Here is a 25,318-nt window from a genome sequence, read left to right as displayed (position 1 = left end):
TTGAGCACGATTCTCGAACCTGGACAGATCGAAGCGTCGGCAGTGATGCCGCCGTTTCTGCACCTGCCCGCCGCCCACCTCTTCGAGGTGCGCGCCACACGGCTTGAGCAACTGGCCGAGGGTAACGCCCTGGGTGATTACCTGCGGTTGATGGCCCGGCTGTGCCGGATTCAGCAGCAGCTTGTGGATAACCCGCCTGCGGGATTACCGGTGGCCGAAGAGCGCCAGCGCCTGTGTATAAGTCATGGTTTGCCGCCCCTGGCGGCCGACAGCCTGGTGCGTGAAGGGCCTTGGTTGGTCTGGTTGCAGGCGTTGCTCGAGCGCTTCGAGACCGCATCCGACGGGCCACTGGCCGAGGCGCTGGATGCGTTGCGTGGCAGCGACGATGCCCAGCGCAAGGGCTGGGCTATCGCCCTGCTCGGTGGCCAGTACGATGCAGTGCCGGCGGCGCTGGTGCCCTTCATTGGCGCCGCGTTGCAGGCGGCGTGGTCCAGCTGGCTGCTGGCCTTGCCTGCGCCTGAGCTCAAGCCTGCGGGCAGCCTGGCCCAGTGCCCAGCCTGTGGATCGCCGGCCATGGCCGGGGTAGTGCGTAACCGTGGCAAGCATAATGGCCTGCGCTACCTGGCCTGCTCGCTGTGTGCCTGCGAATGGCATGTGGTGCGGGTCAAGTGCGTGTACTGCGAGTCGAGCAAGGACCTGCGCTACAGTAACCTCGAGGATGACCGCCACGCGCCGGGCAAGGCGCCGCTGCGCGCCGAGTGCTGCCCGGGGTGCCAGAGCTACCTCAAGCAGTGCTACCTGGAGAACGACGCCGCGGCCGAGCCGCTGGCCGACGACCTGGCGAGCCTGGCGCTGGACATGCGCCTGGACGAGGAGGGTTTCCATCGGCTGGCGCCGAACCTGCTGTTGGCGCCAGGGTAGTGTCTACACTGCAATACCGAGTCGCCTGATTCGCGGGCAAGCCCGCTCTCACAGGAAGCGTACAGTACCTGTGGGAGCGGGCTTGCCCGCGAAGAGGCCGGAACAGACAACGGATTTGTTTAAGGTAGTACTGATGTCTTCAACCCTCGCCAGCGACACCCCACGCCTGCCTTCCATCGACACCTTGCTGCGCCATCCGGCCTGCGCCCCGCTGATCGACCGACACGGTCGTGACGCCACGCTGGCCACCCTGCGCCAGTTGCTCGACGACCTGCGCGAGCCTGCTCGCCTCGGCCAACTGAGTGCCACCGAACTGACCGCCGAAGTGCTCCTGGGCCGAGCCGGCGAACGCCTGGCCATCCAGCAGCGCAGCCAGGTGCGCCGGGTGTTCAACCTCACCGGCACGGTGCTGCACACCAACCTGGGCCGGGCCTTGCTGCCCGAGGAAGCGATCGACGCCATGCAGACCGCCGCCCGCTATCCGCTGAACCTGGAGTTCGACCTCAACACCGGCAAGCGCGGCGACCGCGACGACCTGATCGAAAGCCTGATCCGCGAGCTGACCGGCGCCGAGGCCGTCACCGTGGTCAACAACAACGCCGCCGCCGTGCTGCTGGCGCTCAACAGCCTGGGCGCGCGCAAGGAAGGGATCATCTCCCGGGGCGAGCTGATCGAGATCGGCGGCGCCTTCCGCATCCCCGACATCATGGCGCGCGCGGGGGTGAAGCTGCACGAGATCGGCACCACCAACCGCACCCACGCCCGCGACTATGAAGCCGCGATCAACCCGCGCACGGGCCTGCTGATGCGCGTGCATTGCAGCAACTACAGCATCCAGGGTTTCACTACCCAGGTGCCTACCGCGGAACTGGCGCGCATCGCTCATGCTCATGAGTTGCCGCTGCTTGAAGACCTGGGCAGCGGCAGCCTGCTCGACCTGACCCGTTGGGGCTTGCCGGCCGAGCCGACCGTGCGCCAGGCGCTGGCCGATGGCGCCGACATCGTCACGTTCAGTGGCGACAAACTGCTCGGCGGGCCGCAGGCGGGGATCATCGTCGGGCGCAAGGAGCTGATCGCGAGGATCAAGAAGAATCCGCTCAAGCGTGCCCTGCGGGTCGACAAGATCACCCTTGCGGCACTCGAAGCCGTGCTGGCGCTGTATCGCAACCCGGACCGCCTGGTCGAGCGCCTGCCGAGCCTGCGCCTGCTCACCCGGCCCCAGGCCGAGATCGCCGCCCAGGCCGAGCGCCTGGCGCCTGAACTGGCCGCACGGCTGGGGACGCAATGGACGGTTAGCGTCGAACCGGCCCTGGGCATGATCGGCAGCGGCAGCCAGCCCGTGGCGCGCCTGCCCAGCGCGGCCTTGTGCCTGCGCCCGCAGGTGTCGAAGAAACTGCGCGGGCGCAGCCTGCATGTGTTGGAGCGGGCGCTGCGCGACCTGCCGGTGGCGGTACTCGGCCGCATCGATGACGATGCCCTGTGGCTCGACCTGCGCCAGTTGGACGATGAGGCCCAGTGGCTGGCGCAACTGCCGGCGTTGCAGTTGGGGCCGGTGCAGTGATCGTCGGTACCGCCGGCCACATCGACCACGGCAAGACCGCGCTGCTCCAGGCCCTGACCGGCCAAGCCGGCGACACACGCCAGGAGGAGCGTGCCCGGGGCATGACCATCGATCTTGGCTACCGCTATGCCCCGTTGGCCGAAGGCGCGCCGCTGACAGGCTTTATCGATGTGCCTGGCCACGAGCGTTTTATCCACAACATGCTTGCCGGCGCCCATGGCATCGACCTGGTGCTGCTGGTGGTGGCCGCCGACGACGGGGTGATGCCGCAGACTCGTGAGCACCTGTCGATCATCGAACTGCTGGGTATTCCCCAGGCGCTGGTGGTCATCAGCAAATGCGACCGGGTCGAGCCGGCGCGGTTGATCGAAGTCCAGGCCCAGGTCACCGAACTGCTCGCGCCTGGGCCCTATGCCGGGGCCAGGCAATTTCCGGTTTCGAGCCTGTCCGGCGCGGGAATCGACGCCCTGCGCGAGGCCTTGCTGGCGGCCGAGGCGCATGTGCGCCAGCGCAGCGTGCGCGGCGGTTTCCGCCTGGCCGTGGACCGGGCCTTCGCGGTTTCCGGGGCAGGGGTGGTGGTCACCGGCACGGCGCTGGCCGGGCGGGTCAGCGTCGGCGACACCTTGCTGTTGGGCAAGGTAGGCAAACCGGTGCGGGTGCGTGGCCTGCACGCGCAAAACCAGGCGGCATTGGTCGCCGAGGCAGGGCAGCGGGTGGCATTGAATATCAGCGCGGAAAAGCTCTCGGCCGAACAGGTACATCGCGGCGACTGGCTGCTACCTGAGTGGTTGCATGCACCCAGCGTGCGAGTGGATATCGACCTCACCTTGCTGGCCGGAGAAACACGCGTGTTCGAGCACTTCAGCGCGGTGCACGTGCACCTGGGGACCCAGGATGTCACTGCCCGGGTCGCGTTGCTCGAAGGGGAACGGCTCGAGGCTGGCCAGCGCATGTTCGCCCAACTGCTGCTCAATGCACCGTTGCAGGCAGTGCATGGGGATCGTCTGGTTCTGCGCGACCAGCGCGCCCAGCGCACGCTGGGTGGTGGCCGTGTGCTCGATCCATTCGCCCCGAGCCGGCAGCGGCGCAGCGAGGCGCGCTTGCGCCAGTTGCAGGTGTTGCGCAATGCCGACGGCCTCGAGCGGGCGTTGCCGGCCTTGCTGGAGGCAGCCCCGGGCGGGCTCGAGCCCCGGCGTCTGGAGCGTCAGTTCAATCGCCTGCGTGAGACCTGGCAGTTGCCGGATGCGGTGCTGGTGATTGCCACGCGTCAAGGTCAGTTGCTGTTCGATTGCCTACAGTGGCAGGCGCTCAAACGACAAGTGCTGGAGCGCCTGGCGCAGTTCCATGAACAGGAGCCTGATCAGCTTGGCCCGGACCGTGACCGACTGCGCCGCTTTACCGCATTGCCGTTGGAGCGGCCTGCGTTTGTCAGCCTGTTGGATGAGTTGCTGGGCGAAGGCGCGATCAGCAGCAGTGGCCCGTGGCTGCACCTGCCGGATCACCGGGTCCAGTTGAGCGAGGCGGATACCGCGTTGTGGGCGCGTCTGTTGCCCCGCCTGTTGGCGGGCGAGTTCGATCCGCCCTGGGTGCGGACCCTGGCCGGCGAGGAGGGCTGCGACGAGGCTGACGTGCGCCTGCTGTTGCGCAAGCTTGCCCGGTTGGGCCTGGTGCACCAGGTGGTGCGTGACCTGTTTTACCCGGAGACGACGTTCAAGCGCATGGCAGAGCTGCTGTTGCGTCAGGCCGAGACATCGCCGATAGTGCAGGTCGCGGCGTTTCGCGATGGTTTGGCCATCGGTCGCAAGCGCACTGTGCAGATTCTCGAGTATTTCGACCGCGTTGGCTTGACCCGACGAGTTGGCGACCTGCGTCATATCCGCGTCGACAGCGCCCTGGCCCAACCGTAACGCGGGCCCTGATTTCAAGGAAGGCAATCGCGCCCGGTGGCGCGGCCGGGCTTCAAACCCGGTTGGGGACGGCAGCCGTTCCCGGGCAGGTTCGACTCCCGCTGCCTTCCGCCACTTTTCCAGAGGCTGAAACGATCGCGGGGCAAGCCCGCTCCCACGGATTTGTGGGAGCGGGCTTGCCCCGCGATGGCGAACGGACGATCTGCGAGTCAGGCGCGCTCGCCGCACAGGTCCAGCGCGAACCAATGTTCCGCCGCCTGCACGTCCAACCCTGCGCCCAACAGCGCAAACAGCTTGCCCAGCGCCGCCTCGCGGGTCATGCCACCGCCACTGACCAGACCGGTGTCACGCAGACGGCTGCCGGCGGCATAGGTGTCGAATACCACCGAACCTTCCGGACACTGGCTGATGGCAACGATCATCACCCCACCCTGGCGGGCGTCGTGCAGCACGTCGAGCAGTGCCTGGTCGTCGGACGGGCCGGTGCCACTGCCGTAGCACTCCAGCACCAGCCCCTGGATGCCACTGTCGAACAGGCCACGCAGATGTTCGGCGGCAAGGCCAGGGAACACCGGCATGACCGCCAGCTTGACCGGCTGGCGTGGCTGACGGTAGTCCAGGCGGGTCGGCAGCTCAGAAGTGTGTTCGCCCTCGCGATGGCGGGGCAGCACGGTGAAGGCGTCGAACGCCTCGCTGCGCAACTTCGAGGCGCGGCAGCCGTGCAGCAGCTGACCGTGGAAGTACAGCTGCACGCCGTCTTCCAGGCCGTTTTCGAACAGGTTCAGGGCGCCGACGAGGTTGGCCCAGGCATCGCTGTCCGGCGCGCCGGCCGGTAGCATGGAACCGGTCAACAGCACTGGTGCTGGCAGGCCCAGCAACAGGAACGACAGGGCCGCGGCGCTGTAGGCCAGGGTATCGGTGCCATGCAGCACCAGCACGCCGTCGTGGCCATCACGCTCGACCGCCTCGACGATGGCATCGCGCATCGCCAGCCAGTTGGCCTGTTGCATGTTGGCGCTGTCGATCAGTGGGTTCAGCTCACGCAGCGACCAGTGCACCTTTGGCGCGTCGCCGCAGTTGGCGAAGTGGTCACGCATGCGCGCTTCGAAGCCACCGGCCGGCGCGAGGCCTTCGGCGGTCTGTAGCATGCCGATTGTGCCACCGGTGTAAAGGACGAGAAGATTCTTGACTGCACGCATGGGAATTTTCCGTAGCGATGTAGCGAAGGAAGAGGCAGCCGCCCACGGACGGGGCGGCTGGGGCAGGGGAGAATATCAGCGCTGAGCGTGCGCCTGAACGGCGGCTTTGTCAGTGGCTGTTTCAGCCTGCGGATTGGCCGGCCAGGCGGCACGGTCCAGGTCCAGGTCGGTGAACTTGCTGGAGTCGAACACTGGCTGCTTGATACCAGCCTTGCGCTGAGCGTCGTAGTCGCGCATGACGCGCAGGCCGACTTTGAACAGCATGGCCAGGGCGATCAGGTTGACGAATGCCAGGCAGGTCATGGTGATGTCGGCGAAGGCGAACACGGTCGACAGGTCCTGCGTCGAACCCCACACCACCAGCGCCAGTACCAGGCCGCGGAAAGTCATCAGCACGGAGCGGTTGCGGCTGAGGAACTGCAGGCTGTTTTCGCCCAGGTAGTAGTTGTAGAGAATGCAGGTGAAGACGAACAGCGACAGCGCGACGCTGACGAAGATGCGGCCCCAGTCACCGACCACGGCGGCCAGCGAGTTCTGGGTCAGGACGATGCCGTCACCTTCGAAGCCCGGGGTGTAGAAGCCCGACAGCAGGATCAGCAGCGCGGTGCAGGTGCAGATCACGAAGGTGTCGAGGAACACGCTGAAGGCCTGGACTACGCCTTGGGCGCCCGGGTGCTTCACGGCGGCCACGGCGGCGACGTTCGGCGCGCTGCCCAGGCCTGCTTCGTTGGCGAACACGCCACGCTTCACGCCCATGACGATGGCGCTGCCGAGCAGGCCAGCGAACGCAGGGTCGAGGCCGAAGGCGCTCTTGAAGATGGTTTCCAGCATGGCCGGGACGTGTTCGATCTGGGTGCCGATCACGTACAGGGTCACGCCGATGTAGGCCAGGGTCTTGACCGGTACCAGCAGGTCGGACACTGCGGCGATGCGCTTGATACCGCCGATGAAGGTCAGGGCCAGCAGGGCTGCCAAGACGATACCGGTGTGTTTCGGATCGAAGGCAAAGGCGTTCTGCAGCGAGTGGGTCACGGTGTACGACTGCAGGCCGATGAAGGCGAAGCCGTAGGTGACCAGCAGCAGGATCGAGAACACGATCGCCATGCTTTTCAGCTTCAGGCCGTGCTGGATGTAGTACGCCGGGCCGCCGCGGTACAGGCCATCGCCATCGGCGCGCTTGTAGACCTGGGCCAGGGTGCATTCGAAGAAGCTGCTGGACATGCCCACCAGCGCGGTGACCCACATCCAGAACACGGCGCCCGGGCCACCGAGGGTCACGGCGATACCGACACCGGCGATGTTACCGGCGCCGACGCGACCGGCCAGGCTCAGCATCAAGGCCTGGAACGAGCTCAGTTGGCCTGCCTGGCCGCGAAGGGATTCCTTGAAGACACCGAACATGTGGCCGAAATGGCGGAACTGGACGAACCGCGAGCGGATGGTGAAGTAACCGCCGAGTCCGACGATCAGCACGATGAGCAGTTTCCCCGAGAGGAAATCGTTGAGTGCTTCGAGCATTGGAAAATGACCTCGATTCTTATTCTTCGCGTGGAAAGACCAGCGGGCGGCAGGCGCACCGCTTTTCATTGGGGGCGCATGGTTGGCTATGACAACTGTGGTTACAATTTCGCGGGTTGCTCCGTTTTGGTGCGACTTGATGCTAGAATGGCGTCACTCGCATCATCCGGACCTGCGCATCATGGGCGATCATTTCGCTATCAACCTCAAATTGGCCTGTAGCCACTACCGCTCTATCTCCGAGGTTTGCCGGCAGCTGTCGATCAATCGCGCGCAGTTCAACAAGTACCTGAGCGGTCAGAGCCGTCCGACGGCTTACAACCTCAAACGCATCGGCGATTTCTTCGGGGTCGAGGATTACGAGCTGGGTCTGCCGGCCGAACAGTTCGCCCGCTTGATCGGCGCACGCACCCAGGAACAGCGTGTCGGTCCTCAGGACGACCCGATCAGCGAACTGTTCAGGCCGCTGCATAAAGAAGCCGGCAACCTGTCGCGCTATTGCGGCTACTACTTCGAATATTCCAACTGCATGTCGGTGCCAGGCTCGATCCTGGTGTCGCTGGTGCATCTGTGGGAGGAGCGCGGCAGCTTTTTGTTCGAGCGCCAGGAACGCCAGGAGCGCAGCAGCGGCCTCGACCAGCACGCCGAGGTGCGTTGCCGCTACCTCGGCGCGGCGTTCCAGCTGCAGGACCGGATGTTCCTGATCGACTACGAGTCGCTGACCTTCAACGAGATGAGCCAGACGATTCTCATCCCCAGCTTCAAGAGCCGCATCAGCCGCCTGAACGGCCTCAAGACCGGGGTTTCCAGCGGTGACCGGCGCAATCCGGCGTGCACCCGGGTGGTGTGGGAATACCTGGGCGAGGAGATCAACCGCATCAACGCCTACCGGCAGATCAAGCTGTACCGCCCGGACGATCCGCGCATCGATGACGACATACGTGATCGGCTGAGCGCGGGGATGGTCAGCAACGGGTTGTTCGAGATCGAGTGAGCCATCATTGGCCGCGCATTGGGAGCGGGCGCCGCAGGACTAGTCGAGAATGAACGCCGCCACCGCATCGGCCACCTGGTCCGCGACCTCCGGCCGGGCGCGCAGGTGCGCGGCGATGCCGTGGTCGCAGTCGGTGAGCATCAGGCACTCCACATGGGGCGCCGGCACCGAGCGCAGCAACGCGTGGGTGACCTCCTCGGGAATCGGGCTGTAGCGCTCGACGCCCGCCAGCCGCCGGGTACCGGCCGAGGTGCCGGGCCCCTGGCCGTGGACCCTGGAGTTGAGCCCGTCGTATTCGCCGATCACCAGCAGCACGCGGCCCTGGAACTGGCGCAGGAAGGCGTAGCTGTCGCAGTCGAGGAAGGCATAAGGCTTGCGGATGGCCTCGCTGAAGGCCGGCCCGAAGGGCGCGGCATGGGCCGCGTCGGGGTAGACCGCCGGGCAGATCAGCACCAGCTTGCGCACGCTGGGGCGCTGGGCGGCCAGCTTCAGGGCTATGGACGCGCCCAGGCTGTGGCCGACCAGGGTGTCGCTGCGCGTGTCCAGATGCCGGTGAAAGCGCAAGGCCTCCTGCAGGTTGATGTCCAACGAGGCGTCCTTGGCCCCTGGTTCGCTGGCCAGGCTGTGGCCGGACAGGTTGCCGGTCAACGAGCCGATGCCCTGCTGCTGGAGGCGGTAGAGCAACGGGTTGAGGCGGGTGAAGTCGGAGCGTGCGCCGCCGACCACGAATACCGTGGGGGCACGCTCGGCGTCTGGCAGCAGCAGGCGTGCCTGCTGGCGATAGTCGGCAAAATCCTCGTCAATGAACCGCTCCGGGCCGGGCGCGGGCTCGTCGAATTGCCATCTGGCGCGCTGTGCAGTGTTCAGTTCGGCATCCATGTTGATCTCCTTGAACAGGCCTGGCGCAGTATAAGTAGCTGTCGGCAAAGGCGGAATACCGCCCCGACCGGTGCCAATCGCCACCCGGCGCGCGCCAGGCCTTGCCTGGGTTGGACTTCCCCTGTCGGAAACAGCAAAATGAACCCCTTTCCTCCATCGACCAGACCGGACCTGTTGACTCTATGCGTATGCGCCTGATGCTGTTGGGTGGTGGCAATGCCCTCGGGCAAGCGCTGATTCGTCTTGGGGCCGAGGAAGATATCGCCTTCCTGGCGCCTCGCCCGCCGGAAAACGGCTGGGATCCGGCCAGCCTGACCCTGCTGCTCGACGAGCAACGTCCGCACGCCGTGGTCAACCTGGCCTATTATTTCGACTGGTTCCAGGCCGAGTCCGTCAGCGAGCAACGCCTGGCCCAGCAGGAGCGGGCGGTGGAGCGGCTCGCCGAGCTGTGCCAGCACCACGAGATGATCCTTGTGCAACCGTCCAGCTACCGTGTGTTCGATGGCTCGCGCGCCACTGCCTACAGCGAGAAGGACGAGCCGGTGCCACTCGGCCTGCGCGGCCAGGCGCTCTGGCGCATCGAGCAGAGCGTGCGCGCCACCTGCCCGCAGCATGTGCTGCTGCGCTTCGGCTGGCTGCTGGACGAAAGCATCGACGGCGCGCTCGGGCGCTTCCTGACCCGCGCCGAACAGCCCCAGGAATTGCTGCTGGCCGATGACCGCCGCGGCAACCCGACGCCGGTGGACGACGCCGCGCGGGTGATCCTCTCGGTGCTCAAGCAGCTCGATTGCCAGGCGCCGCTGTGGGGCACCTACCACTATGCTGGCAACGAGGCTACCACGCCGCTGGTGCTCGGCCAGGCGATCCTCACCGAGGCCACCCAGTGGCGCAAGCTGGCCGTTCAGGCGCCGACCGCCCAGGCCCACGCCGCCCGCCCGGATGCCAGCGAGGAGCCACAGCACGCGGTGCTGGCCTGCAAGAAGATCCTTCACACTTTCGGCATCAAGCCCCGCGCCTGGCGCGCCGGCTTGCCGCCCCTACTGGACCGATTCTACCGACATGGCTGACGCCCCCATCCTGATCACCGGCGGTGCCGGCTTCATTGGCTCCCACCTGTGCGATGCGTTGCTGGAGAAAGGCTACGCGGTGCGTATCCTAGACGACCTGTCGACCGGCAAGCGCAGCAACCTGCAGCTCGGCCATCCGCGTCTTGAACTGCTCGAAGGCGATGTCGCCGACGCCGCCCTGGTGGCCCGTGCCGCCACTGGTTGCCAGGCGGTAGTGCACCTGGCTGCGGTAGCCTCGGTGCAGGCCTCGGTGGAAAATCCGGTGAAGACCCACCAGAGCAACTTCATCGGCACGCTCAATGTCTGCGAGGCGATGCGCCTGAATGGCATCCGTCGCGTGCTGTTCGCCTCCAGCGCGGCGGTGTACGGCAACAATGGCGAAGGCCAGTCGATTGCCGAGGACACGCCCAAGGCACCGTTGACTCCCTATGCGGTGGACAAGCTGGCCAGCGAGCAGTACCTGGACTTCTACCGCCGCCAGCATGGGCTGGAGCCGGTGGTGTTCCGCTTCTTCAATATCTTCGGGCCGCGCCAGGATCCTTCCTCGCCGTATTCGGGGGTGATCAGCATCTTCTGCGAGCGCGCCACCCAGGGTACGCCGATCACCGTGTTCGGTGATGGCGAGCAGACCCGCGACTTCCTGTTCGTCGGCGATCTGGTCCAGGTGATGGTGCAGGCACTTGAACAGCCGGTGGTGGAAGAGGGCGCGGTGAATATCGGCCTGAACCAGGCGACTTCGCTGAACCAGTTGCTCAAGGCACTGGAGCAGGTGGTGGGCGGTTTGCCGGCGGTCAGCTACGGTCAGGCCCGCTCGGGCGATATCCGCCATTCGCGGGCAGACAATTCGCGCTTGCTGGCGCGTTTCGCGTTCCCTGAGCCCACGCCGTTCGTCGAGGGGCTGGCGCGGTTGCTCGGCAAGGTCTGAATCCCCATCGCGGAGCAAGCCCACTCCCACGCCGCCATGGGGGTTGGTGGGAGCGGGCTTGCCCCGCGATGGCATCACGAATGCCGGACCACTTGCCGCCGGCAATCCTCCGGCCCCACCTCTCGCCCATCCCGGGCCCGCACCTGCAGCGTCTCCAGCCCCTGGCCGCGATCATCGACCAGCTGCGAGCGTGACTCCCCCTCCGTGAACAGGTAGCGCTCCCCCCACTGGCGCAAGCCGATCACGATCGGAAACACCGAGCGCCCCCGTTCGGTCAGCACATATTCCTTGTAGGCACTGCCATCCGAGGCCGGCTGCTGCACCAGCAGTTCCGCCTCCACCAGCAGCTTCAAGCGCGAGGCGAGGATGTTCTTCGCCAGCCCCAGGTTCTTCTGCAATTCGCTGAAGCGGCGCAGGCCGTCAAAGGCATCGCGCAGGATCATCAGCGCCCAACGGTCGCCGAGCACCTCCAAGGCGCGGGCCACAGGGCATTGCTGGTTGTTCTCGTCGAGCATGGCGCGATCCTTGGGTGTCTATCTGGTTGCAGAATAAAACCACCTTTGCTAGAAAGCCAGTCATGTGGTTTTAAATTGAAACCAGACTTGAAAGGGAGTCTTCGATGTCGACGCTCACCCGTGGATTGACGTTGTTGTTGGCCGCCGCCTGCGCACTGGCCGTGGCCACGGTGTATCTCGCCCAGCCGCTGCTGGAGTCGATGGCAGCGAGCCTTGGGGTGAGTAGCGCCCGCGCCGGCTTGATAGTGGGGATGACCCAGGCCGGCTATGCCTTGGGGTTGCTGCAGATCGTGCCGCTGGGGGATCTGCTTGATCGCAAGCAGCTGATCCTCGGCCAATTGCTCGTCTCGTCCGGCGCCTTGCTGGCCGTAGCCTTTGCCGTGGACTGGGCCGTGCTGCTGGCCGCAATGGCCCTGGTCGGCCTGGCTGCGGTGGTGGTGCAGGTGATGGTGGCGCATGCCGCCACGCTCGCCACGCCCGCCGAACAAGGGCAAGTAGTGGGCACGGTGACCAGCGGCGTGGTACTGGGCATCCTCTCGGCGCGCCTGGTATCAGGCGCGGTAGCCGACCTGCTCGGCTGGCAGGGTGTGTATGGCCTGGCGGCGGTGCTTGCGCTGGCAATGGCGGGGCTGCTCGCCTGGCGCTTGCCTGTCGCCAGGCCGCAGGGGCAGAGGCAGCGCTATCGGGCGTTGCTGGCATCGGTGCTGCGGCTGTATCGACATGACCGTCTGCTGCGTGAGCGCGGTGTGTTCGCGGTGCTGGTGTTCGCGGCGTTCAGCGTGCTGTGGAGTGCGATGGTGCTGCCCTTGAGCGCCGCGCCACTGGCACTGGATCACACGCAAGTCGGGCTGTTCGGTCTGGCCGGCGTGGCGGGGGCACTGGCGGCATCGCGTGCCGGGCGTCTGGCGGATCACGGACATGGACGGCGGGTGACTGGCTGGGCATTGGGTCTGCTGACCCTGTCGTGGCTGCCCATCGCCTACCTTGAGCAATCATTGCTGGCGCTGGTAGTCGGGATTCTGATGCTGGACCTGGCCGTGCAGGCGGTGCACGTGACTAACCAGAGCCTGCTGCTGGCGGGGCGCGGCGAGATGGCCAGCCGGCTGATCGGCGCCTACATGTGCTGCTATTCGCTCGGCAGCGGGGTAGGGGCGGTCGTGGCGACCTGGGTTTACGGACAGTGGGGCTGGGTGGCGGTGTGCGGGGTGGGGGCGGGGATAAGCGCGCTGGCCTGGGGCTATTGGGGGTATCTCTGGAGCGTCGAGACGATGCGTGGCGCGCCCGCTCCAGAGGGAGCAGGCGCGCCTGCGGATCAGAACTTGTAGCCGATACCGACCATGTAGACCCACGGATCGACATCGACGTCGACTTTGGTCTTGCCGACGCCCAGGGCGCTCGGGCCGTCGATGCTGGCCTTGGTGTCGATGTCGACGTACCAGACCGCGGCGTTGAGCAGCAGGTTGTCGGTGAGCATGTAGTCCATGCCCAACTGGCCGGCGATGCCGACCGAGTCCTTCAGCTTCATGTTGCTGAAGCCCTGGGCCTTACGGTCGCTGGTCAGGTCCTCATCGAAGAACATCGTGTAGTTGATGCCCACGCCGGCGTATGGCTGGAACTTCGAGGACGGCGCCATCGGGTAGTACTGCAGCGACAGGGTCGGCGGCAGTTGCTTGATGTCGGCCAGCTTGCCGTCCAGGCCAGGGCCGAGGCCCTTGACGCCGACTTTGTGCTGGAACGGGGTGGCGGCCAGCAGCTCGAGACCGATGTGGTCGGTGAGCATGTAGGCGAAGGCCAGGCCCAGCTGGGTGTCACTGTCCAGAGTCGCCTTGGTGCCCGAGACCTTGGCGCCGTCGAGCTTGATGTCGCCGCTGTTCTCGTTGGGCGCGGTGGTGATGGCGCCGGCGCGGAGGATGAAATCCCCCGCCTGGTGGGCGTGGGCGACAGGGGCTGCAAGCGCCAACGCGACGAGCGAGGCACCGAGCAAGGACTTGTTCATGGAAGCTCCCAGAGGACGTGAGTAATCGAGTAGTCCAATGGTACGAAGCTGACTAAACAGAAAGTTTGACCCAGCTCAAAGAAGCCGTGCTATCGGGGTGACGCAATGCTCACTTCAGCTCATAAGCGTAGATTTTCTCTGCTTCCATCTGGTAACCGGCGTCCGCCAGTTCGCTGCTGCTGGCCTTGACCTGCATCGTGCCCTCGATCCAGTACGGTTGGTACAGGTCTTCGATGCGCACGCCCATCTCGCTGAAGATATGCACGATCTGGTTCGACGGCGGTGGCGGCACATGGATGCAGGCGCCGTAGTAGGGCACCAGGAGGAACTCGGTGGTGCGGCCTTCGTCGCTGACTTCCAGCGGCACGATGTAGCCGGGGATCTTCACCTGCTGGCCGTCCAGGGCTTTCACCACCGGCGCGTTGGGCGCCTGCTGGCGGGCGGCGGGGGCGGCCTCGGCGGACAGCGCGTCGCTGATCTGCGACAGATCGTGCAGGGGCGTCAGTTGTGGCGGGATGACCGGCGCGCCCTCGGGGATCAGGGCGGGCCAGTCCAGCTCGCGCGGGTCGGCGGCCCAGAGGGGCAGCGAAGTCATCAGTAGGATCGTGAGCAGCAGATACTGAATGATCGGTCTTGCCCTCTTCGCGGGTTTACCCGCGAAGAGGGTGGTGAAGTCTAGGATCATGTCTGTCTCTTAAAGGTGGATCGACAAACCATCGGCCAACGACTGCCGATAGGCGCGCCAGGCCGGCACGCTACCCATCAGCAGCGCCGCGCCGAGGATGATGGCCAGCAACGTCCACTCGTGGGCGCTCGGCCAGGCCAGTGGCAGGTATAGCCCATAGTTGGCCTGTACATAGCCCTGGGCCAGGGCTATGCCTGCGTACAGCAACCCCAGCCCGGCGGCGATGCCTGCCAGCGCCAAGGCCAGCGCCTCGAGCACCAGCAATCCGGCGATATGCCAGGGACGGGCACCCACCGATCGCAGGATGGCCATTTCCCGGCGGCGCTCGTTGAGGCTGGTGAGAATGGCCGTGAGCATGCCGATCAGGCCGGTGAGCACAACGAACAGCGACACCACGAACAAGGCCTGCTCCGCCGTGCCCATCAGGCTCCACAGCTCCTGCAGGGTCACGCCGGGCAGGATCGCCAGCAGCGGTTCGGCGCGGTATTCGTTGATCTCGCGCTGCAGGCTGAACGTGGCGATCTTGCTGTTGAGCCCGAGCATGAAGGCGGTGATGGCCGCAGGCTGCAGGTCCATGGTGCGGGCCTGCTCGGCGCTGATGCGCCCGGCGCCACGGGCCGGCACGCCGTTGTGCCAGTCGATGTGGATCGCCTCCATGCCGGCCAGGCTGATGTGCAGGGTACGGTCCACCGGGGTGCCGGTGCGCTCGAGCACGCCGACCACGGTGAACGGCTTGTCGTCGTGCTTGACCAGGCTGATGGCGGCTACACCATGCGCCAGGACCAGCTTGTCGCCGAGCTTGTAGTGCAGCGCCTGGGCCACTTCGGCGCCGAGCACCACCTCGAACGGATCGTCGGCGAACGCCCGGCCCTGGTCGAGTGCCAGGTGCTGGCGGCGGCCGAACTGGTAGTGGCTGAAGTAGTCGGTGGTGGTGCCCATCACCCGGTAGCCACGGTGCGAGTCACCCAGGGAAATGGGGATGGCCCATTTCACCCGCGGGTCGCTGGCGTAGTGCTGGTAGCTGTCCCAGCGGATGTTGTTGGTGGCGTTGCCGATGCGAAACACCGAGTACAGCAGCAGGTTCACCGACCCCGAGCGGGCGCCGACGATCAGGTCGGTGCCGCTGATGGTGCTGGCGAAGCTGGCGCGGGCCTCGGTGCGCACCCGCTCGACGGCCAGCAGCAGGCACACCGACAGGGCGATGGCGAACGCGGTGAGCAGGGCGGTGAAGCGGCGGTTGGCCAGGCTGGCCAGGGCAAGGCGAAGCAGGTACATCAGGCCTCCCGGGGCTTGGCGGCGCGGTTGAGCTCGGCCAGGGACAGGTGCCGGTCGAACAGCGGCGCCAGGCTCTGGTCATGGCTGACGAACAGCAGGCTGGCACCCGCGTCGCGGCATTCGTCGAACAGCAGGCGGATGAAGGCCTCGCGGGTGTCGGCGTCGAGGGCCGAGGTGGGCTCGTCGGCAATCACCAGCTCGGGCTGACCGATCAGCGCCCGGGCCGCGGCAACCCGCTGCTGCTGGCCGATCGACAGGCTGTCGGCGCGGCGGGCGAGCAGCGCCGGGTTGTCCAGGCCAAGGTGGGCGAGCAGTTGGGCAGCGGCCTGGTCGATGCTGCCATGGCGCTGGGCGGCGCGGGCCGCGCGGCTTTTCGAGAAGCGACAAGGCAGCTCGACATTCTCCCGCACCGACAGGAACGGCAGGAGGTTGAACTGCTGGAAGATGTAGCCGGTGTGATCGACCCGGAAACGGTCGCGCGCACCCAGGCCCAGGGCCGCAAGGTCCTGGCCAAGCAGGCGGATGCTGCCTTGTCCGGGGCGGTTGACCCCTCCCAGCAGGCCGAGCAGGGTGGTCTTGCCGCTGCCGCTGGGGCCCTTGAGGAACAGCGCCTCGCCGGGCTCCAGGCGAAATGCAGGGATTTCCAGGAGCGGCGCCTGGCCGGGCCAGGCGAACACCAGGTCATGCAGTTCGATCAGCGGCTGGTTCATTCAGAACGCGACCACGGCCTTGGCGGGGGTGGCCTCGATGCCTTTCTGGCCGTTGGGGCCGATCAGTTGCACGTTGATCTTCTGGGTCTGCGGGAAGGTCTTGAACAGCGGGCCGAGGTCGATCTGGGTGAGTTTGTCCGGGGTGGCGCAGGTCAGCTGGTAGTGGGCGTTGACGTCGGCGTGACCGTGCTCATGCTCATGGCTGTCGCCATCCTCGTCGGCCTGGGCGGCGTCGCCGAACAGCGGGCTTTCCAGCTCCTGGGCGTCTTCCTTGCAGCCGGCTGCCGGGGCAACGCCGAACAGTTTCAAGGGCTGTTCGAGCTGCTGGCGGGCGGCGGCGACCTTGGCCTTGTCGGTATCGTTGCTGGCCACGTGCTCGAAGCCGACAATGTTCATCGCCGGGCTGTCCAGTTCCAGCTCGAGGGTGTTGCCGTCGAGCACCGCGTTGAGCTTGGCCACGCCATGCTCGTGGGCACCGAGGGAGCCATGGGCGTGGTCATGATCGTGGTCGTGGTCGTCGTGGGCATGGGCCACGGCCAGGGGCAGCAGGGCGAAGGGCAGGGCGAGCAACAGACGACGCATGGACGGCTCCACAGGCGGTTTGGGAAAGATTATGTGATGTTATAACAATTTTACTTTGCCCCGCCAGCCTGCCTGGCACAGGTTTCATGTTCGTGGGAGCATGGCGGCATCGAGACTGGAGGCAGGGTACCTATCGTGAGAATTCGTGGACAGATCGGTGAATGGCCGGTGGACCTGACCATTGAGCTGGCGCCGGAGGAGTGGGCGCAGCTGGGGCGTCGACTGGAAGTGCCGGCGTCTGTCGAGGCGGTGCCGGTCACCACCAGCCCGGCACCTCGGCAGGATGACGGACAATGGGCAGCGGCGCGTGACGTGCTGCGCCAGGCGGGGCAGATGAGCGGGCCGGCGCTGCTGGAGCGCCTGGAGGGGCTGGCCGGGAACGTGGCGGCGGGCAAGCGGCTGCTGGTGCGCTTGCGCCACAGCAGTGAGGTGAAGGTGGAAAGCGGCGTGGATGCGCCGGTTTATCGCTGGGTGGGGTGAGGGGCTGCAAAGCAGCCCCAACAGCCTCAGAACAGCGCAGCGGACAGCTTGCGGCGATACAGGCTGACCAGCGGGTGAGCGTTGCCCAGTAGTTCGAACACCTGCAGCAGCGCCTTCTGCGGCAAGCCGTTCTCGTAGGCGCGGTTGCGCTGGAACAGCTTCAGCAGCCCCTCCATCGCGGCCTCGTACTGCTGGCGCGCCAACTGCTGGATGCACAGCTGGTAGGCCGCCTCGTCGTCCTGCGGGTTCTGCGCCAGGCGGCTCTTCAGCTCGGCGGCTTCCGGCAGGCTGGCGGCCTGGCGCAGGAAGGTCAGCTGGGCCTTGGCGCCGGCCAGGGCGGCCTTGTGCTCATCGGTCTTGACCGCGTCGAGCACCACCTGGGCTTCGCCCAGCTCGCCCCGTTCGGCCAGGCAGCGGGCATAGAGGATCAGCGCCTCGGCATTGCTGTTGTCTTCACCCAGCAGCACCTGCAGCAGGGCTTCGGCTTCGCTGAATCGGCTTTCGGCGAACAGCGCCTTGGCCTGCTCCAGCGGCGCGGCGGCGGGCGGCGCGGGCATCTGCACGTGGGGTTCGAGCATGGCGCGGATGGCCGACTCGGGTTGCGCGCCGGCGAAACCGTCGACCGGCTGGCCGTCCTTGAACAGCACCACGGTCGGCAGGCTGCGAATGCCGAACTGGGCGACGACCTGCTGCTCGACGTCGCAGTTGATCTTGGCCAGCAGCAGCTCGCCCTGGTAGCCCTCGGCGATTTTCGCCAGCAGCGGCATCAGCGCCTTGCACGGCGCGCACCATTCGGCCCAGAAGTCGACCAGCACCGGCTTGTGGAAGGAGTTCTCGATGACCAGTTGCTGGAAGGTGGCATCGGTGGCATCGAAGATAAAGGGTGTTTCCTGGCTCATCGTGACTCTCGCAAATCGGTGAATACCCCCACTATAAGGGCTCGCGGCTGGCGTGGTACAGGCTGACCCGGCGGAATTCGTGCGGCTCGGCCAGATCAGGCAGGGTCAGCGCCTCGAGCACCCCGAGCGGGCGGTACAGCGGGTGGCTGAAATCGCGCACCCGCGAATCGGCCACCAGCGCCTGGCGACCTCGGCTGAGGAACTCGTCCAGCAGCGGCAGGTTGGCGCGGTCGTAGAGTACATCGGCGACCAGGATCAGGTCGAAGCGGTCGGCCTCGGCAAAGAAATCGCTGCTGTAGTTCAGCGTCACGCCGTTCAGCGCGGCGTTGGCACGGCAGGCGTCCAGGGCCAGCGGGTCGAGGTCGCAGGCCACTACCTCCCGCGCGCCAGCGCGGGCGGCGGCGATCCCGGCGATGCCGGAGCCGGCGCCGAAATCCAGCACGCGCTTGCCGCGCACCCATTGCGGATGCTCGGCCAGGTAGCGCGCCATGGCCAGGCCGCTGGCCCAGCAGAAGCTCCAGTAGGGCGGCTCCTCGAGAATGCGCCGGGTTTCCTCGCGGCTGAACTCACGGTCCATGTTCTGTTCATCGATCAACCAGAGTTTCAGGTCGCACCCAGGCAGTTCGCTGACGATCAGGCGCGCTTCGCCGATCAGGCCGCTCAGGGCCTGTCGCAGGGTTGGCGGGGCCATCTAGGGTGCCTTTTCGAAACGCAGCGGACCGGTGGCCTGGGTTTGGGCCTGGGCAATGCGAACCGGCGGCAGGTGCAGGATCAGCTGGCCGGAGCGGCTGGCACGGCCGCGCAGTTCGACCCGGGCGCCGGCGGGGAAGGCTTCGGGGTTGAAGCGCAGGCGGTAGGGCAGGGCCTGGCCGGTGCCGCTCAGGGTGCTGCTGGCCAGCAGTTGCTGGGGCCGGCCACGCTCATCGATCACCAGCAGGGCCAGCTCCACGTCAGCGCCTGCCGGGATTTCCAGCAGGGTGCCGCTCAACTCGCGCTGGTAGGCCGGCAGCGGGCCCAGGGGTTCGGTTTTCTTCGCCACTTTGGCCGGCACCGGGGCCGGGGCCTGTTCCGGCTTGGGGCGGTCGCTGCCGCAGGCGGCGAGCAGGGCGGCGCAACACAGCACGACGAGCGCTCGAGGGTGCATGAGGTAGTCCTTCACGGGCAGATTTGCATGGATGGTAAACCCTTTGGCTTGTCTTGCCAGTGCAATGCGCTACCATGGCCCTCCCTTTTTTTGTTGCCTGCCACCATGCACTGTCCGTTTTGCGGTGCCAACGACACCAAGGTCATCGACTCGCGTCTGGTCGCCGAGGGCGAACAGGTGCGTCGCCGGCGCGAATGCGTCGCCTGCGGCGAGCGCTTCACTACCTTTGAAACCGCCGAGCTGGTCCTGCCCCGGCTGATCAAGCAGGACGGCACGCGCCAGCCCTTCGACGAAGACAAGCTGCGCGCCGGCATGCAGCGCGCGCTGGAGAAGCGCCCGGTCAGCGTCGAGCGCCTGGAAGCGGCGCTGGCGCACATCAAGAGCCGCCTGCGTGCCACCGGCGAGCGCGAAGTGAAGTCGCTGGTGGTTGGTGAGATGGTGATGGCCGAGCTGCGCAAGCTCGACGAGGTGGCCTACATCCGTTTCGCCTCGGTCTACCGGCGCTTCCAGGACCTCGACGAATTCCGCGAAGAAATCGACCGCCTGGCCCGCGAGCCGGCTAAAGAGTAAGCATGTCCAGCCAAGCCATTCTCGACGCCCACTACATGGCCCGCGCCGTGGAACTGGCCCGCAAGGGCCTGTACAGCACCCACCCCAACCCCCGCGTAGGCTGCGTGATCGTGCGTGACGGCGAGGTGGTCGGCGAAGGCTGGCATGTGCGCGCCGGCGAGCCGCACGCCGAGGTCCATGCCCTGCGCCAGGCCGGCGAGCGCGCCCGCGGCGCCTGTGCCTACGTCACCCTCGAGCCCTGCAGCCACCATGGCCGCACGCCGCCGTGCGCCGATGCGCTGGTCAAGGCCGGGGTGGCGCGGGTGGTGGCGGCCATGCAGGACCCCAATCCGCAAGTGGCCGGCAACGGCTTGCAGCGCCTGCGCGAGGCCGGCATCGAAGTCGCCAGCGGCGTGCTCGAGGCCGAGGCCCGCGCGCTCAACCCGGGGTTCCTCAAGCGCATGGAGCAGGGCCTGCCGTTCGTGCGCGCCAAGCTGGCGATGAGCCTGGACGGCCGCACCGCCATGGCCAGCGGCGAAAGCCAATGGATCACCGGCCCCGCGGCGCGTGCCGCGGTGCAGCGCCTGCGCGCCCGCTCCAGCGTGGTACTGACCAGCGCCGAGAGCGTGCTGTTCGACCAGGCCCGCATGACCGTGCGCGGCGAGGAACTGGGCCTGGATGACGCGCTCACCACTCTGGCCCTGTCGCGCCCGCCGTTGCGCGTGCTGGTCGACGGGCGCCTGCGCTTGCCACTGGACGCGCCCTTCTTCCAGGCCGGCCCGGCGCTGGTGGTGACCGCCGCTGGTGAAGACCCGCGCTATGCGGCCGCCGGTCATGAACTGATCAATCTGCCCGGTAGCGAGGGTCGCGTCGACCTGCCGGCACTGCTGCGCACCCTGGCCGGGCGCGGGGTCAACGAAATCCTGCTGGAGGCCGGTGCCGGCCTGGTCGGCGCCTTCGCCCGCCAGGGCCTGGTCGACGAGTACCAGCTGTTCGTCGCCGGCACCTTCCTCGGCTCCGACGCCCGCCCGTTGCTGGACTGGCCGCTGTCGAAAATGAGCGAGGCGCCGCGGCTGAAGATCACCGAAATGCGCGCGGTCGGCGATGACTGGCGAGTCACTGCCATCCCCCTGCCGCCCCCCGGCGTATAATGCCTGGCTTGCCTCGCGCAGCCCGTATCTAGGAGAACACCATGTTCACCGGCATCATCGAATCCATCGGCACCATCCGCAGCCTCACCCCCAAGGGCGGTGACGTGCGCGTCTACGTAGAGACCGGCAAGCTCGACCTGGGCGACGTCAAGCTCGGCGACAGCATCGCGGTCAACGGCGTGTGCCTGACCGCCGTCGAACTGCCCGGCGACGGCTTCTGGGCCGACGTCAGCGTCGAGACCCTCAAGCGCACCGCCATGGTCGATCTCAAGAGCGGCAGCCGGGTCAACCTGGAAAAGGCCCTGACCCCCACCACCCGCCTGGGTGGCCACTTGGTCAGCGGCCACGTCGACGGTGTCGGCGAGATCGTCTCGCGTGCCGATAACGCCCGCGCCATCCAGTTCCGCGTGCGCGCGCCCAAGGAACTGGCCAAGTACATCGCCCACAAGGGCTCGATCACCGTCGACGGCACCAGCCTGACGGTCAACGAAGTCGATGGCGCCGAGTTCGAGCTGACCATCGTCCCGCACACCCTGTCCGAAACCATCATGGCCGACTACCGCGCAGGGCGTCGGGTGAACCTTGAGGTCGACCTGCTGGCCCGTTACCTGGAGCGTCTGCTGCTGGGCGACAAGGCCGCCGAGCCGAGCAAAGGCAGTGGCATCACCGAAAGCTTCCTGGCCGCCAACGGCTTCTTGAAATCCTGATTGAGAAGGGGGTGCCGCGTGGCGCTCAACAGCATCGAAGAACTGGTCGAAGACATCCGCCAGGGCAAAATGGTCATCCTCATGGATGACGAAGACCGCGAGAACGAAGGCGACATCATCATGGCGGCCGAGTGCTGCCTGCCCGAGCACATCAACTTCATGGCCAAGCACGCCCGTGGCCTGATCTGCATGCCGATGACCCGCGAGCGCTGCGAAACACTGAAGCTGCCGCTGATGGCGCCGCGCAACGGCTCGGGCTTCGGCACCAAGTTCACCGTGTCGATCGAGGCCGCCGAAGGCGTCACCACCGGCATCTCCGCCGCCGACCGCGCTCGCACCGTGCAGGCCGCTGCCGCCAAGGACGCCAAGGCCGAGGACATCGTCAGCCCCGGCCACATCTTCCCGCTGATGGCCCAGCCCGGCGGCACCCTGGCCCGTGCCGGCCACACCGAGGCCGCTTGCGACCTGGCGCGCATGGCCGGTTTCGAGCCGAGCGGGGTGATCTGTGAGGTGATGAACGACGACGGCACCATGTCGCGTCGCGCCGAACTGGAAGTGTTCGCTGCCGAGCATGGCCTGAAGATCGGCACCATCGCCGACCTGATCCACTACCGCATGATCCACGAGCGCACCGTGCAGCGCGTCTCCGAACAGCCGATCGAGAGCGAGCTGGGCCAGTTCAACCTGGTCACCTATCGCGACGCGGTGGAGGGCGACGTGCACATGGCCCTGACCCTGGGCAAGATCTGCGCCGAAGAGCCGACCCTGGTGAGGGTGCACAACATGGACCCGCTGCGCGACCTGCTGATGGTCAAGCAGCCGGGCCGCTGGAGCCTGCGCGCGGCCATGAGCGCCGTGGCCGAGGCCGGCAGCGGCGTGGTGCTGCTGCTGGGCCACCCGCTGGACGGCGACGTGTTGCTGGCGCATATCCGCGAGAGCGCCGGCGATACGCAGCCCAAGGCGCCGACCACTTACAGCACCGTCGGTGCCGGCTCGCAGATCCTGCGCGATCTCGGTGTGCGCAAGATGCGCCTGATGAGTTCGCCGATGAAGTTCAATGCGATATCCGGATTCGATCTGGAAGTTGTAGAATACGTGCCCTCCGAGTGACTTGAGGCGGCCTGATCGCCCCTAGACTCGAGTCAAAACCCTCCCGAGGCCGCCACAGCGCGGCCTCGCTCTTGAAGATGAGAACTCCGGAATGACCCTGAAGACCATCGAAGGTACCTTCATCGCCCCCAAAGGTCGCTATGCTTTGGTGGTTGGCCGCTTCAACAGCTTCGTCGTCGAAAGCCTGGTAAGCGGTGCAGTCGATGCCCTGGTACGCCACGGCGTCAGCGAAAGCGACATCACCATCATCCGTGCCCCGGGCGCGTTCGAAATCCCGCTGGTAGCGCAGAAAGTCGCCCAGCAGGGTGCTTATGACGCGATCATCGCCCTGGGCGCGGTGATCCGTGGCGGTACCCCGCACTTCGAATACGTGGCGGGCGAGTGCACCAAGGGCCTGGCCCAGGTGTCCATGGAGTTCGGTGTTCCGGTGGCCTTCGGCGTCCTGACCGTTGACTCCATCGAGCAGGCCATCGAGCGTTCCGGCACCAAGGCCGGCAACAAAGGTGCCGAAGCTGCCCTGTCGGCCCTGGAAATGGTCAGTCTGCTGGCGCAGTTGGAGGCCAAGTGATTAGCGACGAAAGCGATCGTTTCAACCCGCGCGATCCAAAACCTGCGGATGCCGGCAAGCCCTCGAAGAGCGCCAAGCGTCGCGAAGCCCGCAAGCTCGCCACGCAAGCGCTCTACCAGTGGCACATGGCCAAGCACTCGCTGAACGAAGTGGAAGCGCAGTTCCGGGTCGATAACGATTTCTCCGATGTCGACGGCGCCTACTTCCGCGAGATCCTGCACGGGGTCCCGGCGAAGAAGGTCGAGATCGACGAGGCGCTCAAGCCTTGCCTGGACACGCCGCTGGAAGAACTCGACCCGGTCGAGCTGGCCGTGCTGCGCCTGTCCACCTGGGAGTTCATGATGCGCGTCGATGTGCCGTACCGCGTCGTTATCAACGAAGGTGTGGAACTGGCCAAGGTCTTCGGCGCCACCGACGGCCACAAGTTCGTCAACGGCGTGCTGGACAAGCTGGCTCCGCGTCTGCGTGAAGCGGAAGTCAAGGCGAACAAGCGCTGATCGCGGCGCTGACCAGCCATGGGTGAGTTCGAGCTGATCCGTCACTACTTCGCCGCCGCGCCTTGTGCGCAGGGCGGCGAGGGCGTGGCCCTGGGGATCGGCGACGATTGTGCCCTGCTGGACCTGCCCGCCGGCGAGCAGCTGGCGATCTCCACCGACACGCTTGTGGCCGGTGTGCATTTCCCCACCGTCTGCGATCCGCTGCTGCTGGGCCAGCGTTCGCTCGCTGTGGCGGCCAGCGACCTGGCGGCCATGGGCGCCACGCCCATCGGCTTCACCCTCGCTCTGACCCTGCCCGAATTCGGCCCGGGCTGGCTGGCAGCCTTCGCCGATGGCCTCGGCCGCGTGGCCCACCGTTGCCGCATGACCTTGATCGGCGGTGACACCACCCGTGGGCCGCTGAGCATCACCGTGACCGTGTTCGGCCGGGTACCGGCGGGCCAGGCCCTGCGCCGCAGCGGCGCGCAGCCGGGCGACCTGCTGTGCGTCGGCGGTTTTTTGGGCAACGCAGCGGGGGCCTTGCCGCTGGTGCTGGGCGAGCGCGAGGCGGCTGCCGAGGTGGCCGGTCCGCTGCTGGAGCACTACTGGTCGCCCTTGCCCCAGCTGCAACTGGGCGAGCGCCTGCGCGGCCTGGCCACGGCGGCACTGGATATCTCCGACGGCCTGCTGGCCGACTGCGGGCATATCGCCAAGGCGTCCGGCGTTGCGCTGGAGGTGAACCTGGCGCTGGTCCCCGTGTCCGCACCTTTACAGGCTTTCCTGGGGCACGAGGCGGCAGTGCAGGCGGCGCTCACCGGTGGCGACGACTACGTGCTGGCCTTCACCCTGCCGGAAAGCGCACTGACCTCCCTGGCTCGCGAGGTTCACGTCATCGGCCGTGTGCTGCAAGGGCAGGGCGTGACCCTGCGTGACCCGCAGGGCCTGGACATCACCCCCGTACAGCGGGGCTATCAACATTTCAGGGAGACACCGTGACCGACCACCCCAACCAGGTGCCTGCGGAGTTCGTTCCGCCTTCGGTCTGGCGCAACCCGTGGCACTTCATCGCCTTCGGCTTCGGCTCCGGTACTTTGCCCAAGGCCCCCGGTACCTGGGGTTCGCTGGTGGCGCTGCCGTTCATCCCGCTGTGGCAGATGCTGCCCGACTGGGGCTACTGGCTGCTGCTGGGCATCAGCATGCTGTTCGGCGTGTGGCTGTGCGGCAAGGTGGCCAACGACTTGCGCGTGCACGATCACGAGGGCATTGTCTGGGACGAGATCGTCGGCATGTGGATCACCCTGTGGCTGGTGCCGGAAGGCTGGCAGTGGCTGCTGGCGGGGTTCCTGATGTTCCGCTTCTTCGACATCCTCAAGCCGTGGCCGATCCGCTGGGTCGATCGCCATGTGCATGGTGGGTTCGGGATCATGCTCGACGATATCCTGGCCGGCGTGTTCGCCTGGTTGGGCATGCAGGTTCTGGTGTGGGCGGTGGCCTGATACA

28 protein-coding genes and 1 tRNA gene are annotated in these 25,318 nt (G+C 66.6%); 17 read left to right on the top strand and 12 right to left on the bottom strand.

Annotated features, from left to right (window positions below; all coding sequences use genetic code 11):
• The 4 genes from fdhE (at position 1) to K5H97_RS26540 (ending at position 4,503) form a co-directional block, all read left to right on the top strand.
• Positions 1 to 921 (top strand): formate dehydrogenase accessory protein FdhE, encoded by a 921-nt coding sequence (gene fdhE, locus K5H97_RS26555; RefSeq protein ID WP_028690255.1) that lies wholly within the window; start codon positions 1 to 3, stop codon positions 919 to 921.
• A 133-nt stretch (positions 922 to 1,054) separates the two neighbouring features.
• A complete protein-coding gene (selA, locus tag K5H97_RS26550) occupies positions 1,055 to 2,482 on the top strand; it encodes an L-seryl-tRNA(Sec) selenium transferase (protein WP_028690256.1) in 1,428 nt (475 codons plus the stop codon).
• Positions 2,479 to 4,389, top strand: a complete 1,911-nt coding sequence (gene selB / locus K5H97_RS26545; protein WP_028690257.1) for a selenocysteine-specific translation elongation factor — start codon at positions 2,479 to 2,481, stop codon at positions 4,387 to 4,389. Before selA ends, selB begins: the two co-directional genes overlap by 4 nt.
• A gap of 18 nt (positions 4,390 to 4,407) precedes the next feature.
• Positions 4,408 to 4,503: transfer RNA gene (locus K5H97_RS26540), tRNA-Sec, on the top strand.
• A gap of 95 nt (positions 4,504 to 4,598) precedes the next feature.
• Here the strand turns inward: K5H97_RS26540 and K5H97_RS26535 are convergent.
• Positions 4,599 to 5,588: an asparaginase gene (locus K5H97_RS26535; protein WP_028690258.1), complete on the bottom strand. Its 990-nt coding sequence runs from the start codon at positions 5,586 to 5,588 to the stop codon at positions 4,599 to 4,601.
• 75 nt (positions 5,589 to 5,663) lie between these two features.
• Positions 5,664 to 7,106 carry an alanine/glycine:cation symporter family protein gene (locus tag K5H97_RS26530; RefSeq protein ID WP_028690259.1) on the bottom strand — a complete coding sequence of 481 codons (1,443 nt, stop codon included), beginning with the start codon at positions 7,104 to 7,106 and terminating at the stop codon, positions 5,664 to 5,666.
• 181 nt (positions 7,107 to 7,287) lie between these two features.
• On the opposite strand from K5H97_RS26530, the gene K5H97_RS26525 reads away from it, so the two are divergent.
• A complete protein-coding gene (locus K5H97_RS26525) occupies positions 7,288 to 8,100 on the top strand; it encodes a helix-turn-helix domain-containing protein (RefSeq protein ID WP_028690260.1) in 813 nt (270 codons plus the stop codon).
• 39 nt (positions 8,101 to 8,139) lie between these two features.
• Here K5H97_RS26525 and K5H97_RS26520 read toward each other — a convergent pair whose 3' ends face one another.
• The gene (locus K5H97_RS26520; protein ID WP_028690261.1) at positions 8,140 to 8,979 is read right to left on the bottom strand and encodes an alpha/beta hydrolase; all 840 of its coding nucleotides are present in this window, start codon (positions 8,977 to 8,979) and stop codon (positions 8,140 to 8,142) included.
• A 182-nt stretch (positions 8,980 to 9,161) separates the two neighbouring features.
• On the opposite strand from K5H97_RS26520, the gene K5H97_RS26515 reads away from it, so the two are divergent.
• Together K5H97_RS26515 and K5H97_RS26510 are read left to right on the top strand one after the other, a co-directional pair.
• On the top strand, positions 9,162 to 10,046 hold the full coding sequence (locus K5H97_RS26515; protein ID WP_028690262.1) for a sugar nucleotide-binding protein: 885 nt from the start codon (positions 9,162 to 9,164) through the stop codon (positions 10,044 to 10,046).
• The gene (locus tag K5H97_RS26510) at positions 10,039 to 10,971 is read left to right on the top strand and encodes an NAD-dependent epimerase/dehydratase family protein (RefSeq protein ID WP_028690263.1); all 933 of its coding nucleotides are present in this window, start codon (positions 10,039 to 10,041) and stop codon (positions 10,969 to 10,971) included. The genes K5H97_RS26515 and K5H97_RS26510 overlap by 8 nt, the downstream gene beginning before the upstream one ends.
• A gap of 74 nt (positions 10,972 to 11,045) precedes the next feature.
• Here the strand turns inward: K5H97_RS26510 and K5H97_RS26505 are convergent, their stop codons facing one another.
• Positions 11,046 to 11,486, bottom strand: a complete 441-nt coding sequence (locus K5H97_RS26505) for a winged helix-turn-helix transcriptional regulator (protein WP_028690264.1) — start codon at positions 11,484 to 11,486, stop codon at positions 11,046 to 11,048.
• A gap of 104 nt (positions 11,487 to 11,590) precedes the next feature.
• Here K5H97_RS26505 and K5H97_RS26500 point away from each other — a divergent pair, with 104 nt between their 5' ends.
• On the top strand, positions 11,591 to 12,811 hold the full coding sequence (locus K5H97_RS26500; protein ID WP_028690265.1) for an MFS transporter: 1,221 nt from the start codon (positions 11,591 to 11,593) through the stop codon (positions 12,809 to 12,811).
• Here K5H97_RS26500 and K5H97_RS26495 read toward each other — a convergent pair.
• The 5 genes from K5H97_RS26495 to K5H97_RS26475 all read right to left on the bottom strand — a co-directional run bounded on the left by K5H97_RS26495 (position 12,799) and on the right by K5H97_RS26475 (position 16,734).
• Positions 12,799 to 13,482, bottom strand: coding sequence for an OmpW/AlkL family protein (locus K5H97_RS26495; protein ID WP_028690266.1), 684 nt, complete (start codon positions 13,480 to 13,482; stop codon positions 12,799 to 12,801). The two genes, K5H97_RS26500 and K5H97_RS26495, sit on opposite strands and share 13 nt — an antisense overlap.
• 109 nt (positions 13,483 to 13,591) lie before the next feature.
• Complete coding sequence (locus tag K5H97_RS26490) at positions 13,592 to 14,077, bottom strand: DUF3299 domain-containing protein (protein ID WP_036985990.1); 486 nt, start codon at positions 14,075 to 14,077, stop codon at positions 13,592 to 13,594.
• Positions 14,078 to 14,176: 99 nt separating this feature from the next.
• Positions 14,177 to 15,442 carry an ABC transporter permease gene (locus K5H97_RS26485; protein WP_028690268.1) on the bottom strand — a complete coding sequence of 422 codons (1,266 nt, stop codon included), beginning with the start codon at positions 15,440 to 15,442 and terminating at the stop codon, positions 14,177 to 14,179.
• Entirely contained in the window at positions 15,442 to 16,152 is a 711-nt protein-coding gene (locus tag K5H97_RS26480; protein WP_028690269.1) for an ABC transporter ATP-binding protein, read from the bottom strand. The genes K5H97_RS26485 and K5H97_RS26480 overlap by 1 nt, the downstream gene beginning before the upstream one ends.
• Complete coding sequence (locus K5H97_RS26475; protein WP_028690270.1) at positions 16,153 to 16,734, bottom strand: DUF2796 domain-containing protein; 582 nt, start codon at positions 16,732 to 16,734, stop codon at positions 16,153 to 16,155.
• 135 nt (positions 16,735 to 16,869) lie between these two features.
• On the opposite strand from K5H97_RS26475, the gene K5H97_RS26470 reads away from it, so the two are divergent.
• Complete coding sequence (locus K5H97_RS26470) at positions 16,870 to 17,214, top strand: hypothetical protein (RefSeq protein ID WP_028690271.1); 345 nt, start codon at positions 16,870 to 16,872, stop codon at positions 17,212 to 17,214.
• 26 nt (positions 17,215 to 17,240) lie between these two features.
• On the opposite strand, the gene trxA is transcribed toward K5H97_RS26470, so the two are convergent.
• From trxA to K5H97_RS26455, 3 genes are read right to left on the bottom strand one after another with little or no spacing between them, the layout of a single operon-like run.
• Positions 17,241 to 18,113 (bottom strand): thioredoxin, encoded by an 873-nt coding sequence (gene trxA / locus K5H97_RS26465; protein WP_028690272.1) that lies wholly within the window; start codon positions 18,111 to 18,113, stop codon positions 17,241 to 17,243.
• Between the two features lie 31 nt (positions 18,114 to 18,144).
• Positions 18,145 to 18,804: a class I SAM-dependent methyltransferase gene (locus K5H97_RS26460; protein ID WP_028690273.1), complete on the bottom strand. Its 660-nt coding sequence runs from the start codon at positions 18,802 to 18,804 to the stop codon at positions 18,145 to 18,147.
• On the bottom strand, positions 18,805 to 19,257 hold the full coding sequence (locus K5H97_RS26455; protein WP_028690274.1) for a YbaY family lipoprotein: 453 nt from the start codon (positions 19,255 to 19,257) through the stop codon (positions 18,805 to 18,807).
• 105 nt (positions 19,258 to 19,362) lie between these two features.
• Here K5H97_RS26455 and nrdR point away from each other — a divergent pair, with 105 nt between their 5' ends.
• The 8 genes from nrdR to K5H97_RS26415 all read left to right on the top strand — a co-directional run bounded on the left by nrdR (position 19,363) and on the right by K5H97_RS26415 (position 25,314).
• Entirely contained in the window at positions 19,363 to 19,827 is a 465-nt protein-coding gene (gene nrdR / locus K5H97_RS26450) for a transcriptional regulator NrdR (protein ID WP_009685710.1), read from the top strand.
• Positions 19,828 to 19,829: 2 nt separating this feature from the next.
• A complete protein-coding gene (ribD, locus tag K5H97_RS26445; RefSeq protein WP_028690275.1) occupies positions 19,830 to 20,957 on the top strand; it encodes a bifunctional diaminohydroxyphosphoribosylaminopyrimidine deaminase/5-amino-6-(5-phosphoribosylamino)uracil reductase RibD in 1,128 nt (375 codons plus the stop codon).
• A 41-nt stretch (positions 20,958 to 20,998) separates the two neighbouring features.
• Positions 20,999 to 21,664: a riboflavin synthase gene (locus tag K5H97_RS26440; RefSeq protein WP_028690276.1), complete on the top strand. Its 666-nt coding sequence runs from the start codon at positions 20,999 to 21,001 to the stop codon at positions 21,662 to 21,664.
• 18 nt (positions 21,665 to 21,682) lie between these two features.
• Positions 21,683 to 22,774, top strand: a complete 1,092-nt coding sequence (gene ribBA / locus K5H97_RS26435) for a bifunctional 3,4-dihydroxy-2-butanone-4-phosphate synthase/GTP cyclohydrolase II (protein ID WP_028690277.1) — start codon at positions 21,683 to 21,685, stop codon at positions 22,772 to 22,774.
• A gap of 91 nt (positions 22,775 to 22,865) precedes the next feature.
• Positions 22,866 to 23,342, top strand: a complete 477-nt coding sequence (gene ribH, locus K5H97_RS26430; protein ID WP_003255395.1) for a 6,7-dimethyl-8-ribityllumazine synthase — start codon at positions 22,866 to 22,868, stop codon at positions 23,340 to 23,342.
• Positions 23,339 to 23,839: a transcription antitermination factor NusB gene (nusB, locus tag K5H97_RS26425; protein WP_028690278.1), complete on the top strand. Its 501-nt coding sequence runs from the start codon at positions 23,339 to 23,341 to the stop codon at positions 23,837 to 23,839. Before ribH ends, nusB begins: the two co-directional genes overlap by 4 nt.
• 18 nt (positions 23,840 to 23,857) lie before the next feature.
• Entirely contained in the window at positions 23,858 to 24,814 is a 957-nt protein-coding gene (thiL, locus tag K5H97_RS26420) for a thiamine-phosphate kinase (protein ID WP_028690279.1), read from the top strand.
• Positions 24,811 to 25,314, top strand: a complete 504-nt coding sequence (locus tag K5H97_RS26415; RefSeq protein ID WP_023632630.1) for a phosphatidylglycerophosphatase A family protein — start codon at positions 24,811 to 24,813, stop codon at positions 25,312 to 25,314. The genes thiL and K5H97_RS26415 overlap by 4 nt, the downstream gene beginning before the upstream one ends.
• Positions 25,315 to 25,318 lie beyond the last annotated feature (4 nt).

Origin of the sequence: Pseudomonas mosselii, assembly GCF_019823065.1 — a bacterium.
GTDB lineage: Bacteria > Pseudomonadota > Gammaproteobacteria > Pseudomonadales > Pseudomonadaceae > Aquipseudomonas > Aquipseudomonas mosselii.
Note: the sequence above shows the minus strand (reverse complement) of the source record. Positions and strands in the feature narration are given on the sequence as shown.